We start from the raw sequence: 15,760 nt of genomic DNA on the forward strand, positions 1-15,760 counted from the left end.
CGATGCAGAATCCCCACCCTACTCCCAATCTGTATTGGTGGGGTAATACCAATCGTAGTAAATAACCGGTCATTCTAACTTGTCATAATGCTCGATTACTTCGTTTAAAAGTTTGATTGTAGAATAACTACTTATCTAGAATTTCAGCCTTGTTCTCAAGCATTTTTCCTGCGCTAATTCTGATCAATTACTGTGATTGGTATAACCTCCTGCTCAAAAGCCAAATATCTAAGGTTGTTATTACTCTTAAGATTAGAACTGGTATGCGGCCGATAACTTATAGTTTCTTCCTGGTTCGTAGTCATCCAGCGTGATTCCTCGCGCGGTACCCGAACGAGAGGCATGGGACGTATATAACTCATCAAAGACGTTATCAATACCGAACGTTACTGATAGACCATCGATATTGGAAGGCACCCATTGGGCATATAAATTATGCACGTCATAGTTGTCTTTTTTAGGCTGACCATCAAAGACGTTGTCTTCTTCAAGAACAAACATTGAGTTCCAACCAAAGATGGTTTCTAGCGAATCACATTGGTAATCCAACGTCAGCGAGATGCTGTCACCCATATCAATACTGCGCCCATTGCCGCCGGCTACTGGACCGCTAGTATCTTTGTTTTTGGTGTCTGACTTAGAGTAAGACAGTTTGCTGCCAAAGCTTTCGAAACCGTAGAAGGCGCTAGCTTCGAAGCCTTTGATTTCCACATCACCTAAATTGTAAATAAGATAAGTTTGAGTATCGCGTTGGTACTCGTCAGCAATGTAGTTATCAATATCTGTTTGGAATACCGTCAGATTTGCACCAAAGGAGTGCTCATCCATGCTCTTATTGAAACGCACACCACCTTGTGTGTTTTGGCCCGTTTCCGGTTTCAAGCCTTCTTTTAAGTACGCCACATCTTGGTATGCGATAAAGGTTTCCATTAACTCTGGACCTTTAAATAGTGAGCGTGAACTAGCGAATAGTGTCCACTCTTGCGTTACCGCCCATTCCGCTGCGAGCGACCAGGTCACTTCATCGTAATCGTTATCCCCCGTTTCCGCTTTACGCTGATAATCATCAAAACGCAAACCTGCAGTAATAGAAAGAGCATCAGAAATGAAAATTTGGTCCTCAACAAATAGCGCTGTAGAAACCGCTGATTCAGACATGAACTTACTTCTACCGTAGTAACTCTCTGACGTCTTATCCATATAATCAAGACCGTATGTCGCACGGTGGTCAAGGTTACCCAACGTCAGCAATGATTGGAATTTTGCACTTAAGCCAACGTTCTGGTTTTTTGCGGAGTTTTCCGATAATCGATTAGCTGGCCAACGCGGTGCCATCACTGATTCATCACGTACCACTTCAGTCTCGGTATTGTAAAGCGTCACGTCACCTTGATGTTGCTCACCGCGCAACTCATAACTAAGAGTGACCGCGTCACGATCGTAATCCGTCGGAACCAGTAGATTATTGGATAGCCCGTTGTTCGCACTGCCCGACATATCAGGGCGCGGGTTGTAGTCACCACTGTCACGGTACATGTCGTAAGAGATTTCAAAGCGATGGATGTCGCTAAACTCGTACCCTAGTTTGCCTAATATGTTATAAACGTCGCCCTCGGAACCAAAGGTTTTATTGCCATCGCCATCTTCAAAGTCATCTCGTGTTACGTAATGGCCGTAGACCATCGCGTCCACGTTTTCAGACAGCAATCCATAAAGCGTTAATGAGCCCTGTTGATTGTCGTTGGACGCATAACCACCATACACACGCGCACCAAAGTTTTCATCGTAACGCAGTAGATCACGTGCATCTTTAGTTTCAAAGTACACCGAACCACCAAGACCACTTTGCGTCACCGAGTTATTACCTACTTGGATATCCGCGGACTTGAGAATATCTGGGTTAAGAGTCAGGTTGCCAATATGGTGGAACATGTTGGCATGCTGCGATGCACCGTCTAAGCGGATATCAAGGTCGGTTTCACCTAAGCCACGAATCGTAATGCGTTGGTTGACAGAATGCGTACCTCCAACATCAACACCCGGAATCTCACGCAGCAAATCGGACATATGGTCCGCTTGTTTTAATGACATGTCGTCGGCAAACATGGATTCAGTGTTGCTGGATACTTTAGTACCCCAAACAACGACCTCTTCGAAATGAGAATCTTGGCCTTGGGCTAAAACTGGATGAGCAAGTGCCATACTCACCGCCAGGCATAGGCTTGAAAGCTTAATTGGTGAGCGAACAGGGCTTTCCATAAACGTCTTCCTAAATATAAATGATAATAATTCTCACGTATGATAGGGTCGCTAATGATAAATAAAAAGACGAATCACTTATGCAGAATCGCCTAGGTGTTATGAGGAAACGTCAAATGACGGAAGAGACTAAAAAAAGAACTAGAATTGCCAAAATAGCTATAACTAAAAAACTTGAGGGTACAGAAACGCAGTACATCGTAAGTCAAGGGCAAAGCCGTCAAACGCAACTGGCAGAAGGAAGCTTCTTCTCCTATCAGTACAATGACCAGATTTTTGTCCATGGTGGAGGTTGCATAGAACTCGTAGATTCTCATATTGTTTCTACTGCTCGTCCCGCCTTGCTGATTACCATTCTTTTAGAAGGCAAACTCTCATTTGGCTACGACGATCTTAAGTTCGATTTTGATGCAAATTCATCGCCGCAAGGTGTCGTTGTGAACTTGACCAAACCTGCAAATTTCCACCGTTCACTTATCCAAAATAACCATATGAACAAGATCAATATAGCCATCAAACCCGCATGGTTAGAGTCGAGAATAGAAGGCAGTATTGATCATCAACGCTTTATTGAAACGCATAACGCCTTTTATCAACTAAAGCTTAACTCGGCAGTCATTGATCTTATCCTTACACTCTCTCGGCGTGAGCCTCCACTCAACGTGAAAGAGCGTCTAGAAGTTGAAAGTCTAATCTACCAAGTTGTCTCCTATGCGATAGGCCAAATGCCTGACGAATACTGTGAAAAATCCGAACAGAAGAAACATTCGGTCGATGCTCGAATTGAAAATATCATTAGCTACATCGAAACACACCTTGAAGAAGAGTTGAGTTTAGAACGTTTAGCTGAGGAGTTTTCGATGAGTGTTTCAAATCTCCAACGCCGCTTTAAACAGTCGCTAGACATGACGGTTAATGGTTATATACGCCATCGCCGCTTAGAGATTGCGCGTCAAAACTTGGAGCATGGGCTCATGTCCATAACTGAAGCCGCTTATGAGGCTGGCTACCACCACCCATCAAACTTCACGAGCGCATTTAAGAAAGTATTCGGTGTTGCACCTCATGAAGTGGTTAATAGCCACTAAGAAAGGACTGGCTCGTGTAAAGCCTTTGGGTCAAACAACACTTGAGGTTATACTCGCGATAAAGGTTATCTGAAATACAGAGGTCATCATGAATATTGGTGCAGTGGCCAAATTAACGGGCCTATCATCTAAGTCCATTCGTATGTACGAAGATAAAGGTATTATCTCGTCACCAACACGCAGCGACTCAGGCTATCGCGAATATTCGGAAAAACACATTCAAGAACTCAACTTGGTTTCTCGAGCAAAGAACGCAGGTTTCTCACTACAAGAGTGCAAAGAGTTCGTGCACTTGGCACACAACCCAAACCGTAAAAGTAGCGAAGTAAAAGCACGAACCATGGACAAACTTCATGAAGTGGAGCAAAAAATTGCCCACTTATTGGAGATTAAAAAGCAGTTGGAAGGCTGGGTTTCTTCTTGCCCAGGGGATGCAAAAAGCCGCTGCCCGATCATGGACGAGCTCACCAAGTAAGCTCGCCAGCATTTGAAAAGACACTTAGTGGTAAGTGCACATACGCTTGCCATTAAGCTCGATGATATTAAAAGGTGTCTCGTAGATATCTTCTAACGTGGATGCCTGAATCACCTCTTCAACCCCGCCACTTGCAACCACTTTTCCCTTCTTCAGAGCAAGGATCTCATCGGAATAACAAGCCGCAAAGTTAATATCATGAATCACTACCACCATGGCTTTGTTCATATCGTGCGCAAGACGCTGAACCACTTTCATGATCTGCAATGAATGCTTGATATCAAGGTTGTTCAAGGGCTCATCAAGAAAGACATAATCCGTATCCTGGGCTATCACCATCGCAATAAACGCTAGCTGTCGTTGACCACCACTCAATTCATCTAAGAACTTATCTTGGATTTCTTTCAGGTCTAAGTAATCGATGGCTTGGTTGATTAGCGCGTGATCATCTTTGGTTAGGTTACCTTTCGAATACGGGAAACGTCCAAATGAGACCAACTCTTTGACAGTAAAACGCATCGTAATCGTGTTTGCTTGGCGTAGCACCGCCAACTTTTTCGCGAGCTCTTTGGTGTCCCATTCAGCAATCTCTTTGCAATCAATCATGACACTCCCGCCATCTCGATCGGTCAATCGCGATGCCATCGAGAGCAAGGTACTCTTCCCTGCCCCATTAGGGCCGATAATCGATGTCACTTTCCCTTTTTCAAATTGGGTATCGGCCTCATCAACCACTTTGTTGCAACCAAATGCTTTAGTAAGTTTATCTATAACAATCATGTTTATGCGACTTTGTTTTTTAGCAGTAGATACAAGAAGTAGATACCACCAATAAAGTTAATTACTACGCTCAGCGTCGTTTCGAATAAAAATAGGTTTTCAATAATCCATTGCCCTGAAAGCAAGGCGCAAATCGCCATCAAGGAGCAACCAACCAACAAGGTTCGATGCTGGTAAGAACGGAACATTTCACGGCTCAAATTCGTCACCAATAAACCAAAGAACATGATGGGCCCAACCAATGCAGTAGAAATAGCGATGAGCACCGCAGAGAGAACAAAAACATTGCGCGTTACTTTTGGCACATCCACACCCAGGCTCTTTGCATTGTCTTGGTCGAGCCAAAACACATCGAGAGTGCGATGCATGCGATACAGTAACCAACAGGCTAATAGCAACATTGGTGAGCTTAGGTACACCAAATTCACCTTTACATTGTTAAAACTCGCATACAGTTTAGATTGCACAAACGCAAAGGTATTTGGGTCCATCAGAAGAGAGAAGAACACCGCAATATTGCTAAACAACTGCCCAAAGATTAACCCGACCAAAAGCAACGTAATAAGATTGCGTCCACCTTTTGAAAAATAGAACCCAAACAACAAAAGTGAAAAGCCCACCATCACCAATACAGCAATGGAGAAGTTGATATAGACATTAAGTACAAGAGCACTCAAGCCACCAAACAGCAAAACAATGAGAACCTGTGTTAACACATACAGCGCATCAAACCCCATTATGCTTGGGGTGAGGATTCGGTTGTGGGTAATGGTTTGGAACACCAATGAAGATTGAGCAATCGCCACACCAGCCAACACCATGGCCAATACTTTGGGTACGCGTCGTGACAGGAAGTACTGGTAGTTGTCGGCGGTTAAGCCAATACCGATGAACAAAAATGCGAAAAGCAGCGCTATGGCCGCCAATAAAAGAAGTTTATTGGAATCACGCACTTTGCTTACCTCGCAACAACATCGCGATAAACACAACACCACCCAATATACTGATCACAATCGAAATCGGCATTTCATGAGGGAAGATGATCACTCGGCTAACTAAGTCACACGCTAAAACGAGAATCGCCCCATACATAGCAGTAAGCGGGATGTTGCGTTTGAGATTATCACCGTAGAAGTAACTGACTAAGTTTGGCACGATAAGTCCAAGAAACGGCAGTTGACCAACGATCATCACCACACTGGCTGACATTACCGACACCAAAAGTACGCCTAAAGTCACCACTTGCTGATAGTTAAGACCAAGGTTTACCGCAAAGTCTTTGCCAATGCCCACTGCAGAGATACGAGCAGCAAACAGGTAACTTAAAAGCGCGACAGGCACAGCAATATAAAGCAGCTCAAAATCCCCACGCAGAATGTTAGCAAAGTTTGCGACACTCCAAGCTGAAAGGCTTTGCAGCGCATCGTATTTGTAGGCAATGAAAGTAGTGACAGCATCCACAACGTTGCCAAAGATGATTCCGACGAGAGGCACAAAAACCACGCTTTTGAACTGAATTCGTTGAATGAACTGAATGAACACTAAGGTGCCCAAAATGGAGACAGCGAAAACGAGCCACAGTTGTTCACCATTGCCAAAGAGCACAACACTCATAACATAACCGAGCATGGCGCATTCAATGGTGCCTGTCGTCGAAGGTGCGGCGAATCGGTTTTGACTAATTTGCTGCATCACTAATCCAGCGATGCTAAGCCCTGCCCCAGCAAGGAGAATGGAAAATAAACGTGGAATCCGACTCGTAAAGAAAAGTTCTAGTGCCTTTGCATCGCCTGAAAACAACTGGTGGGGTGTCATATTTGCCACCCCAACAAACAACGATGCGACGCTTAGAGCAACAAGAACAAGCAATAACTTTTTCAAAGTTAACCTCAGCGTCCTTCGCTTACAGATCGATGGTGTGTTTAATTTCACTCACCATCTTTTCTGTGGCAGTTACACCGGACATTGCTAAGTACCAAGCATCAACGTCTAGGAAAGTAATTTTCTTGTTCTTATAAGCCGAAGTCGCTTTAACCAGATCGTTATTCAGCGCTTTTGCTAAATCGTGATCGGATTTTGCGTGCAAAGAGTTTCTATCAATGACTAAGATGTTCTTTGGATTGGTTTCACGAATAAACTCATAAGAAATAACGTCGCCATGTGTTCCTGTTTTCAGGTTTTGTACGGTTTCCTTAAAACCAAAGTCCGTATAAATCGCGCCAAAGCGAGATTTCGCGCCAAATGCACTGATGTTGTCACCAATACTTAGAATCGTAAGCGCATCGTTATTATGAGCTTGGTTATAGTCACGAATCGCCTTGAACTGAGCGTCTAAGTTTTCGATCTTTTGTTCAACCTTGCCTTCAATATTGAAGATCTTGCCAACATTGCGCCATTGCGCTTTTGTGCCCTGCCAATAATCTTCGTTCTCACCTGATGCAAAGACAACCGTTGGTGCAATTTCACTAAGCTCGTCGTATTTTGCTGAACCTCGGGGTCCAACCAAAATCAAGTCCGGCTTTTGCATATAGATGGTTTCGAAATCTGGTTCGAACAAGCTACCTGCAGAAGTGTAATTGTATTTACCGTACTTAGAGAGATATTTAGGCAGGTGGGAAGCGTTAGATACCGCCACAGGATCAATACCGAAACTATCCAAAGTATCGAGTGGACCAAAGCCAATTACAACCACGCGCTTGGGCGATTGCTCAATTTCTGTTGTTCCCATGTAGTGATCGATTTTGACGGTTGCAGCAAAAGAAGGTGAGATTGTGAGCAGCGAAATAAGAGCCGCACTGACGAGTTTTTCCATTATTTTAGCCCTAAATGAGATCCATTATCATGCGCATTCGCAATATATCGTTACTCATTCAGGCATTCAACCGATTATTTAACAACTTTACATTCGTTACACTTCTTAATTGGCTTAATAAATCAACGAATTACTCTACACCTATATAGAATTTGAGACGATGAGCGCAAAGTTATAATTTTAGTGTTTATCACATTAGCGTTATTTTATACTACTTTTAAACAACTCATTAAAAAGGACTAGAGAATGAAGAAGTTAGCATTAGTTTTATTTGTAGCAGCACAACTGATGGCGTGTACTGAAGTGGGCAGCGAGGCATGGTGTAATGACATGAAAGAGAAACCAAAAGGCGATTGGACTGCCAACGAAGCTTCTGATTTTGCTAAGCACTGCGTTTTCTAGACTAAATAAACGCTAAATGATCTTATACCCAAGTAATCTTGAGATGCTTGGGTATATTCCGAAACAAACAAAGTACGGTAGTCCGCAGCTTCGCTATATAGACTTGCTCATTGCGGTTTATTCGTAGGCATCAAGAAAGGCTTTTAGCGCTACTTCATCGACAATCTCAAGCCCCTGCTCACCTTTTCTAATCAGACCTTTGTCCATCAGATCTTTTACTGCACGGCGATAAACCCGACCTGAAGTACCAAATCGTTCTGCCTCTTGGTTTACCTTGCCAAACCCACCTAGCATTGTATTGGTCTGCTTTTGCACCAGCAAATCATAGGCGATATTGTAAGTGATAGGATGCAATAGTCGATTGGTATAGATATCCAGCGAGTCTTGATAATCTTCCGCTAATGCAGAAGCAAAAAAGAACATCATTTCAGGGTGGTTGTGTAATGCTTCAGTGAGAAGGTTTAAACAAATCACATCCACCTGAAGGTGCTCGTCTGCAATCACATTCCACTGGCAGGCGGTTTTGGTAAAAAACTCCATTTCACCAAAAACATGATAATCACAGTTCGCTTCACCTAGCTGAAATCTACGTCCGTTCGCCGCGAGAATACTCATTGAAACACGACCCACAGGAACAATGTATAAATAGTCTAACTTTGCACCTTGCTGGAGGATCTCCTGACCAGCATCAAAGTAACGAGTACTGATTTGGCATTGATAAACAAGGTCTTTAAACGCTTTGCTTTGATCACTAAGGAAAGATTTGAAACGCCCCGTTGAGTACGGACTAATTCTCATAACGCCGCCATATTATCTGAGCTATAACACGTAAACGACACATTCTACGTATTTAGGAGAACGATGTCGCGATAAGAATCAGCCGTATCTTGTACTGCACTTTTCCAAAGCGAGAACACACTCTATTAACGGTTCATTGGTCGCTATCAGTTCCGAGTCATCAACGCTTCTAACGCGGCAATGGATGCAAGCTTCTCACCATCCATCATATCTCGCTCAGCATCGACATACTGCCCTACACCTTCTTTAACATCCTGTTGGTACAGAACAACATTATTGAGGATAGAGGCAGTTTCGATAGCACGTAATCTGCCTACGGTGAATAGAGCAGAAGTTTCCATATCAGCGCCTAGCACACCTTTACTATTCCAGTATTGGCAAATTCGCTCCTCATCGTCGGTATAAAAACTATCATGAGAGCGTACAACACCACGATGATATGTGACCCGCTGGTTATTTAAAAAGCGTTCAAAGCTGGCAAGTAACTCGAAGCTTGCATAAGCAGGAAATGACGGCTCGACATATGACTTAGAGCCTCCTTCATCGCGCACAGCCGCTTCGGCTACGATCAATTCACCAAGCTGAATCCCTTCTTGCATCGCACCCGCGGAGCCTACACGGACAATATGTGTCACACCGCATTGCTTTAACTCCTCTACTGCAATAATCATAGAGGGTGAGCCAATGCCGGTACTGCAAATAGAAACAGGTTGACCTTTATAAGTGCCAGTAAAGACGCGGTATTCTCGGTTCTCAGCGACCAATTCTGCTTGTTCCAATAAAGATGCAATACGATTAGCTCGATTTGGTTCACCGCAAACAATAACTCGTGGTGCAACCTGTGTTTTATCGACACAAATATGTGGTTGTTTACTCACTTTGAATCCTTAAGCTTTAATACAAATTAACTCAAGGCAGTTTAGGAGCTTTGGACAATAAAAAAGGAGGACTTTTGTCCCCCTAATTTCGTGATTGATCATAATTCGGCATTAACCGGATGCAATCCCTAATTTAAGCCTTAAATCTATTTGTGCAGGACACTATTTCGCTCGACGAGTGTTGGCTCTAGTTGCACTACATTCGGTTCTTTAGAATAATTTTCGAGTTTAGTCAGTAAGGTTTCGACTGCGGCTTGCCCCAAGCGATACTTGGGCTGGTGAATAGTAGTGAGTGACGGAGACATGAATTTTGCGATGTGAATGTCATCATATCCGATAATCGAAAGATCATCAGGAATTTTGATTCCAAGCTCATTTGCTGCATTAATCACGCCCATCGCCATCATGTCATTGGATACAAAAATCGAGCTTGGTAGCGGACCACGTTGAACCATTTTCTTGAGGGCTTGATAACCACCTTCACACTCAAAATCGGACTCCACAATCCAGTTGGCATTGAAATCCAGTTCAGCTTCAATCATTGCACGCTTATAGCCTTCATAACGCATTTGCGCTTGGTGCTTAATTAATGGCCCCGTGATACAACCAATCTCTTTGTGGCCACAGTCGATAAGGTATTTAGCAGCCAGATAACCACCACGAAGCGAGTTATCTTGAATCTTATCGCTCGTGAACAACATTGGCCCCCAATCCATCACTACAACCGGAATGTCAGAGTAACGCTCGAATACATCAATGCGCTCCCCTTCTAACGATGAACACATCAAAATAAGCCCATCAACGCGCTTTTGTAGCAACGTATTGATGGAGTCACGCATGCGTTCATTATCGCCTTCAGTGTTACACAGGATCAGGCTATAGCCTTTGTGGTAGCAACTGCGCTCAACGCCTTTTACCACTTCACCAAAGAATGGGTTTGTTGAGGTAGTCACCAACATACCAATGGTTTTGGTGCGGTTGACTTTGAGGCTACGCGCCAATGCTGAAGGCGCGTAGTAATTAAGCTCTTGGGCAGCGTTGTTGACTCGTTCTGAGATCTCTTCGCTGACAAAGCGAGTTTTGTTAATAACATGGCTCACAGTTGAAGTGGAAACCCCTGCCAGTTTTGCGATGTCTTTCATCGTTGCCATGCTATTTCTCCTTTTGATTATTGTTGTTCAAGGAACTCCTCAACCTCTTGACGGGTTGGAATCGAAGTTTGCGCGCCAAAGCGAGTCACAGAGATCGCTGCTGCTGCATGAGCAAACTTAATCGCTGATTCTAAAGGTAAGTCTTCCAATAAACCAGTGACGAATGCCCCATTAAACGTATCCCCAGCTGCGGTCGTGTCCGTGGCCTCTACGCGGAAACCAGGAATGATTTCACCACGGCCATTTTGACTCAGCCAAACACCTTTTGCCCCGAGCGTAATCATCACAATTTCGATGCCCTTTGAGTGCAGAATATTTGCCGCCTCTTTCGCGCTATCATCGTCAATTACGGTCACACCAGTTAGCACTTCGGCTTCCGTTTCATTAGGTGTGATAACATCAATGCAAGACAACAGCTCATCAGACAATTCACGCGCTGGCGCAGGGTTGAGAACCACGTTGGTTTTGGCATCTTTCGCGATTCTCGCTGCTTTCTCGATGCCACACATTGGCGTTTCCAATTGCATCAACAGGTATTCTGCCTGACGAATGCGCTCTAAATCGGGTTCAATCGCTTCTGCGGTAAGTTTGGCGTTCGCTTCGGCGGAGATACAAATGCTGTTCTCACCGCTGTCTGCCACTTGAATCATGGCAATGCCAGTTGGGCAGTTAGGCTGCATCTTCACGCCTGTGATGTCGATGCCATCCATTTTAAAGTTCTCACGAATGTTGATGCCGAACGAATCATCACCCACACACGCAATAAAACCGATATCGGCAGTTAATCGAGCTGCCGCGACAGCTTGGTTGGCACCCTTGCCACCTGGGATAACTTGATAGTTGCGACCATGCAGCGTCTCGCCAGGGCGAGGGAAAGAAGGCACTTGAAGAACATGGTCAGCGTTTACACTACCTAACACCACTAACTTATTCATACGGTTATCCTCGGTTCTTAATGAACCCTTTAGTTTGAACAGGAGTATATACCCAAGTAACCTCGATATGCTCAATTCAGCGAGAATGACTTGGCTTGAAGTCACTTGGGTATATGGCTTACGCTCTTTGCAAAAGGTAAGCGCATTACGATTCAGCTAGATTTCAGTTTCCAACGTACAACTTGCATTGTTTGGAATGACCCAATACCTCATTGGGTCATTCCATGGTTCTCAAAAGTAATCCCTGAGCCTAGCGCGAAACTTACTTAGCCAGCACTTTTAGCGGAACAGGAATGTACTCCTCAACCTTCTCACCTTTCAATACTTTATCTGCAGTTTCTACACCAAGCGCACCAATTAGATCTGGTTGCTGTGCAATAGTTGCCGCTAGCTTGCCACGGTTAACCGCTGCGATACCATCTTCAGTGCCGTCGAAACCAACAATCAGCACATCTTTACCTGATGCTTGTACTGCGCGAAGCGCACCCAGTGCCATCTCATCGTTTTGAGCAAATACCGCTTGTACGTCTGGGTTTGCTGCAAGCAAGTTTTCCATTACGTTCAGACCTTTAGTGCGGTCAAAATCCGCAGGTTGGCTTGCTAGTAGCTCCATGTTGCTACCCTTCACTGCGGTCATGAAGCCTTCACCACGCTCACGCGCCGCAGACGTCCCAGCAATACCTTCAAGTTGGATGACTTTCGCTTTCTCGCCCACTTTTTCCATGATGTAGTGACCCGCCATTTCACCACCAACCACGTTGTCAGAAGCGATGTGGCTCACCACTTCACCACGGCTTGCACCACGGTCTAGTGTCAACACAGGGATCTTAGAACGGTTCGCCATACGAATTGCATTTGACACCGCGTCTGAATCTGTTGGGTTAATCAGAATCGCTTTTACGCCGCGTATCGTCAGGTCTTCGATGTTTGACAGTTCTTTACTTGGGTCATTTTGCGAGTCCAGTACAATCAAGTCGTATCCCAGTTCTTTCGCTTTCGCTTCTGCGCCGTCTTTCATCGTTACGAAGAACGGGTTATTTAGCGTAGAAACTACAATCGCCATGGTATCTTGAGCTTGCGCCGCTACCGATACAGTTGAAGAAAGAAGTGCAGCAGAGATAAGAGTTGCGAGTTTTTTCATCGTTCTAGTCCTTTGTGTAGGGTGAGCCAGCACACGTCCTCTGGCTCGGTTTGTATTCAGGATTTAGCTTTAATGTATTAGTTGTTATGGATTACTTGTTTTTGTTGTCTACCAGTACCGCTAGCAAGATAACCACTGCTTTCGCAATCATTTGGTAGTAAGAAGAAACATCGAGTAGGTTCAGCGCATTGTTCAAGAAGCCGATGATTAAAGCACCAATCAAGGTACCCATGATGCGACCTTTACCGCCCATCAAGCTAGTACCGCCAAGAACAACCGCTGCGATAGCGTCTAGCTCGTAGCCCATACCCGCAGTTGGCTGTGCTGAAGACAGACGAGACGTCACGATAATGCCTGCAAGCGCTGCCAACATACCGCAAATTGCGTATACACCGATCTTCACACGGTCAACATTGATACCAGAAAGGCGCGTTGCTGATTCGTTGCCGCCAAGTGCGTACACATAGCGACCAAAGCGAGTGTGGTTTAGTAGGTACCATGCCGCAGCAAAGACAATCACCATCAACCAAACTGGTACTGGAATACCAAGTGCGTAACCTGTACCGAACCATGCAAACGCATCTGCAGTATCAGTAAAGCCTGTTGAGATAGGTCGACCGTCTGTGTAAACCATGGTTACACCGCGCAGTAACGTCATGGTAACCAGCGTTGCGATAAAGGCTTGCACCTTACCTTTGGCAATGATGATACCGCTTATCGCACCCAGTGCCGCACCAGCAAACAATGCTGTTGGAACCGCGATGAGTACTGGCACTTCTAGCGCAATCATGCTAGCCGCGAAGGCACCACATAGCGCAAGTACAGAGCCTACGCTTAAGTCAATACCCGCTGTTAATATAACTAGTGTCATACCGACTGCGATGATCGCGTTGACAGAGGTTTGACGCAAGATATTAAGAATGTTGTCTACCGTAAAAAAGTTCGGGTTTAAAAATGACACGACAACAATCAAAAACAGCAGTGCAATCAATGATTTTTGTTCAATCAGCCACTCTTTGGTGAACAGCTTCTTGCTGCCAGTTTCGTTTGGTTTGCTCATGGTATTAGTACTCATGCTGCTTCCTCATTCATTCTCTTGCCTACGGCACAAGCGAGTAGTGTTTCTTGGTCGGCGTCTTTCGCATCAAATTCGCCTGTAATTCGACCTTCATGCATCACCATGATACGGTCACTCATACCTAGCACTTCGGGCATCTCAGATGAAACCAAGATGATGCTCATGCCGTCGGCTTTAAATTTATTGATTAGCTGATAGATTTCTTTCTTCGCCCCTACGTCGACACCGCGAGTAGGCTCATCCAGAATCAGAACTTTAGGTTTGGTCATCAACCCTTTTGCGATCGCCACTTTCTGTTGGTTACCGCCAGATAGGTTGCCGATGATTTGGTCACGCGTTGGCGTTTTGATGTTGAACAATTTGATAAAGTCTTCAACCGCCACAACTTCTTCACCGTGTTGGATTTGGAAACCTTTGGTGAGCTTATCCAACGCACACAAAGACATGTTCTCTTTCACGGATAACCCCAGCACCAAGCCATCACCTTTACGGTCTTCAGAGATATAAGCAATACCGTTTGCCAAGCCATCTTGTGGGCTAACCGGGTTAATGGTCTTGTTATCTAAGTTGATGACACCACGCTCACTTGGTAATGCACCATAAATCACTTTCATTAGCTCAGTACGACCTGCGCCCATCAAGCCCGAGACACCAAGAATTTCTCCGCGTTGAAGGGTGAAGTTGACGTCGTGAACACCAGAACCAGTCAAGCCAATCACTTCAAGGCAAACATCGCCGTGCTTCACATCGATACGTGGGTATTGCTCTTCCAACTTACGACCAACCATCATCTCGATCAGTCCGTCTTCATTGGTGTCTTTCACTTGGCATTCGCCAATGAACTTACCGTCACGTAGCACGGTAATGTCATCACAGATTTCAAAGATTTCTTTTAGGCGATGCGAGATGTAAACAATGCCGCAACCTTGGTCGCGAAGCTCGTTGATCACTTTGAACAGTGATTCCGTCTCTTTATCGGTTAGTGCATCGGTTGGCTCATCCATGATGATGACTTTAGATTCGAAAGACAGCGCTTTGGCAATCTCCACCATTTGCTGCTCACCAAGACTTAAATCACCAAGCAATGTTTTTGAAGAGTGCTTTACATTAAGGCGTTGAAGCAACTTGTCTGCTTCTTCGTACATCTTGCCCCACTGAATACGACCCATCGAGCCAGTAAATTCACGACCTAAATAGATGTTTTCAGCGATTGTCAGCTCAGGGATCAGATTCAGTTCTTGGTGAATGATACTGATGCCCGCTTCTTGAGAGTCACGCGGACCTTTAAACGCCGCTGGCTGACCTTGATATTTAATGCTTCCCGCATCCATGTGGTAGATGCCCGTAAGCACTTTCATCAAGGTCGACTTACCTGCCCCGTTCTCGCCCATTAACGCCATCACGCGACCTGGGTAAACATTAAGGCTGGCTTTATCCAACGCCTTAACGCCCGGGAACGCTTTCTCGATGTCGCTGAGTTGTAGAATGGCTTGAGTCATAATTTGTCCTCAATTAGTTGCGGCTTAAAACACCACGCCGGCTTGGAAAATCACATTCGCGTATGGTGTGCACTCGCCTGTTCTAACAACAGCGCGGCTTTGTTCTGTGCGAGCTTTAAAATCTTCATGCGACACATAGTTAATCACGATCTGCTTACCTGCTAGCTCACTTTCTTTTGCTAGCTCAGTGATTAGCGCATCATGGTGAACAGGGCTAACTTTTGCGAATTCTTCAGCAATGATGACCCCTTCAATTTGGGACTCAGACAGGATCACGCGAACGGTATCAAGGAAACCAGGAACGCCATGAGTCAACGCTAAATCGATACGTTGAACATGGTCAGGGATTGGCAAGCCCGCGTCACAAATGGTGATTTCATCGGTATGACCCAACGTCGCCACCAAGTAAGAAATTTCTGAGTTAATTAGGGTACTTTTTTTCATCTCATCGACCTTTCGGTTAC

At 44.8% G+C, this 15,760-nt stretch carries 16 protein-coding genes; 3 read left to right on the forward strand and 13 right to left on the reverse strand.

What is annotated here, in order from left to right; all coding sequences use genetic code 11:
- Positions 1-252: 252 nt before the first annotated feature.
- Positions 253-2,259, reverse strand: a complete 2,007-nt coding sequence (locus tag BSZ04_RS00470) for a TonB-dependent siderophore receptor (protein WP_088879170.1) — start codon at positions 2,257-2,259, stop codon at positions 253-255.
- Between the two features lie 116 nt (positions 2,260-2,375).
- Between BSZ04_RS00470 and BSZ04_RS00475 the strand changes: the two genes are divergently transcribed.
- Positions 2,376-3,347: a helix-turn-helix transcriptional regulator gene (locus BSZ04_RS00475; protein WP_088879171.1), complete on the forward strand. Its 972-nt coding sequence runs from the start codon at positions 2,376-2,378 to the stop codon at positions 3,345-3,347.
- An 88-nt stretch (positions 3,348-3,435) separates the two neighbouring features.
- A complete protein-coding gene (gene cueR, locus BSZ04_RS00480; RefSeq protein WP_010452367.1) occupies positions 3,436-3,822 on the forward strand; it encodes a Cu(I)-responsive transcriptional regulator in 387 nt (128 codons plus the stop codon).
- A gap of 24 nt (positions 3,823-3,846) precedes the next feature.
- Here the strand turns inward: cueR and vctC are convergent, their stop codons facing one another.
- The 4 genes from vctC to BSZ04_RS00500 are packed head-to-tail and all read right to left on the reverse strand — an operon-like array spanning position 3,847 to position 7,414.
- Positions 3,847-4,602 carry an iron chelate ABC transporter ATP-binding protein VctC gene (vctC, locus tag BSZ04_RS00485; RefSeq protein WP_088879172.1) on the reverse strand — a complete coding sequence of 252 codons (756 nt, stop codon included), beginning with the start codon at positions 4,600-4,602 and terminating at the stop codon, positions 3,847-3,849.
- 2 nt (positions 4,603-4,604) lie between these two features.
- Entirely contained in the window at positions 4,605-5,555 is a 951-nt protein-coding gene (vctG, locus tag BSZ04_RS00490) for an iron chelate uptake ABC transporter permease subunit VctG (RefSeq protein WP_088879173.1), read from the reverse strand.
- Positions 5,548-6,483 carry an iron chelate uptake ABC transporter permease subunit VctD gene (vctD, locus tag BSZ04_RS00495; protein WP_088879174.1) on the reverse strand — a complete coding sequence of 312 codons (936 nt, stop codon included), beginning with the start codon at positions 6,481-6,483 and terminating at the stop codon, positions 5,548-5,550. The genes vctG and vctD overlap by 8 nt, the downstream gene beginning before the upstream one ends.
- Positions 6,484-6,505: 22 nt before the next feature.
- Positions 6,506-7,414 carry a siderophore ABC transporter substrate-binding protein gene (locus BSZ04_RS00500; protein ID WP_088879175.1) on the reverse strand — a complete coding sequence of 303 codons (909 nt, stop codon included), beginning with the start codon at positions 7,412-7,414 and terminating at the stop codon, positions 6,506-6,508.
- A 246-nt stretch (positions 7,415-7,660) separates the two neighbouring features.
- Between BSZ04_RS00500 and BSZ04_RS00505 the strand changes: the two genes are divergently transcribed.
- The gene (locus BSZ04_RS00505; protein ID WP_005452237.1) at positions 7,661-7,816 is read left to right on the forward strand and encodes a DUF3012 domain-containing protein; all 156 of its coding nucleotides are present in this window, start codon (positions 7,661-7,663) and stop codon (positions 7,814-7,816) included.
- Positions 7,817-7,933: 117 nt separating this feature from the next.
- Here BSZ04_RS00505 and BSZ04_RS00510 read toward each other — a convergent pair whose 3' ends face one another.
- From BSZ04_RS00510 to rbsD, 8 genes are all read right to left on the reverse strand, one after another.
- Positions 7,934-8,614, reverse strand: coding sequence for a Crp/Fnr family transcriptional regulator (locus BSZ04_RS00510; RefSeq protein WP_088879176.1), 681 nt, complete (start codon positions 8,612-8,614; stop codon positions 7,934-7,936).
- Positions 8,615-8,760: 146 nt separating this feature from the next.
- On the reverse strand, positions 8,761-9,492 hold the full coding sequence (locus BSZ04_RS00515) for a nucleoside phosphorylase (protein WP_088879177.1): 732 nt from the start codon (positions 9,490-9,492) through the stop codon (positions 8,761-8,763).
- A gap of 146 nt (positions 9,493-9,638) precedes the next feature.
- A complete protein-coding gene (locus tag BSZ04_RS00520) occupies positions 9,639-10,643 on the reverse strand; it encodes a substrate-binding domain-containing protein (RefSeq protein ID WP_010452383.1) in 1,005 nt (334 codons plus the stop codon).
- Positions 10,644-10,660: 17 nt separating this feature from the next.
- Positions 10,661-11,578, reverse strand: a complete 918-nt coding sequence (gene rbsK, locus BSZ04_RS00525) for a ribokinase (RefSeq protein WP_088879178.1) — start codon at positions 11,576-11,578, stop codon at positions 10,661-10,663.
- Positions 11,579-11,840: 262 nt separating this feature from the next.
- Positions 11,841-12,719 (reverse strand): ribose ABC transporter substrate-binding protein RbsB, encoded by an 879-nt coding sequence (rbsB, locus tag BSZ04_RS00530; protein WP_088879179.1) that lies wholly within the window; start codon positions 12,717-12,719, stop codon positions 11,841-11,843.
- A gap of 91 nt (positions 12,720-12,810) precedes the next feature.
- A complete protein-coding gene (gene rbsC, locus BSZ04_RS00535; RefSeq protein ID WP_005452248.1) occupies positions 12,811-13,794 on the reverse strand; it encodes a ribose ABC transporter permease in 984 nt (327 codons plus the stop codon).
- Positions 13,791-15,296: a ribose ABC transporter ATP-binding protein RbsA gene (gene rbsA / locus BSZ04_RS00540; protein WP_088879180.1), complete on the reverse strand. Its 1,506-nt coding sequence runs from the start codon at positions 15,294-15,296 to the stop codon at positions 13,791-13,793. The genes rbsC and rbsA overlap by 4 nt, the downstream gene beginning before the upstream one ends.
- 24 nt (positions 15,297-15,320) lie before the next feature.
- Positions 15,321-15,740, reverse strand: coding sequence for a D-ribose pyranase (rbsD, locus tag BSZ04_RS00545; protein ID WP_071235895.1), 420 nt, complete (start codon positions 15,738-15,740; stop codon positions 15,321-15,323).
- Between the last annotated feature and the right edge of the window lie 20 nt (positions 15,741-15,760).

Origin of the sequence: Vibrio rotiferianus (assembly GCF_002214395.1) — a bacterium.
Lineage (GTDB): Bacteria > Pseudomonadota > Gammaproteobacteria > Enterobacterales > Vibrionaceae > Vibrio > Vibrio rotiferianus.

What these genes read in the sequence shown, in the direction of transcription:
- rbsK (WP_088879178.1), bottom strand. Translation starts at nt 11,578, where the DNA reads ATGAATAAGTTAGTGGTGTTAGGTAGTGTAAACGCTGACCATGTTCTT.
- rbsC (WP_005452248.1), bottom strand. Translation starts at nt 13,794, where the DNA reads ATGAGTACTAATACCATGAGCAAACCAAACGAAACTGGCAGCAAGAAG.
- rbsB (WP_088879179.1), bottom strand. Translation starts at nt 12,719, where the DNA reads ATGAAAAAACTCGCAACTCTTATCTCTGCTGCACTTCTTTCTTCAACT.
- BSZ04_RS00520 (WP_010452383.1), bottom strand. Translation starts at nt 10,643, where the DNA reads ATGGCAACGATGAAAGACATCGCAAAACTGGCAGGGGTTTCCACTTCA.
- BSZ04_RS00505 (WP_005452237.1), top strand. Translation starts at nt 7,661, where the DNA reads ATGAAGAAGTTAGCATTAGTTTTATTTGTAGCAGCACAACTGATGGCG.
- BSZ04_RS00470 (WP_088879170.1), bottom strand. Translation starts at nt 2,259, where the DNA reads ATGGAAAGCCCTGTTCGCTCACCAATTAAGCTTTCAAGCCTATGCCTG.
- BSZ04_RS00475 (WP_088879171.1), top strand. Translation starts at nt 2,376, where the DNA reads ATGACGGAAGAGACTAAAAAAAGAACTAGAATTGCCAAAATAGCTATA.
- BSZ04_RS00500 (WP_088879175.1), bottom strand. Translation starts at nt 7,414, where the DNA reads ATGGAAAAACTCGTCAGTGCGGCTCTTATTTCGCTGCTCACAATCTCA.
- cueR (WP_010452367.1), top strand. Translation starts at nt 3,436, where the DNA reads ATGAATATTGGTGCAGTGGCCAAATTAACGGGCCTATCATCTAAGTCC.
- BSZ04_RS00510 (WP_088879176.1), bottom strand. Translation starts at nt 8,614, where the DNA reads ATGAGAATTAGTCCGTACTCAACGGGGCGTTTCAAATCTTTCCTTAGT.
- rbsD (WP_071235895.1), bottom strand. Translation starts at nt 15,740, where the DNA reads ATGAAAAAAAGTACCCTAATTAACTCAGAAATTTCTTACTTGGTGGCG.
- rbsA (WP_088879180.1), bottom strand. Translation starts at nt 15,296, where the DNA reads ATGACTCAAGCCATTCTACAACTCAGCGACATCGAGAAAGCGTTCCCG.
- vctC (WP_088879172.1), bottom strand. Translation starts at nt 4,602, where the DNA reads ATGATTGTTATAGATAAACTTACTAAAGCATTTGGTTGCAACAAAGTG.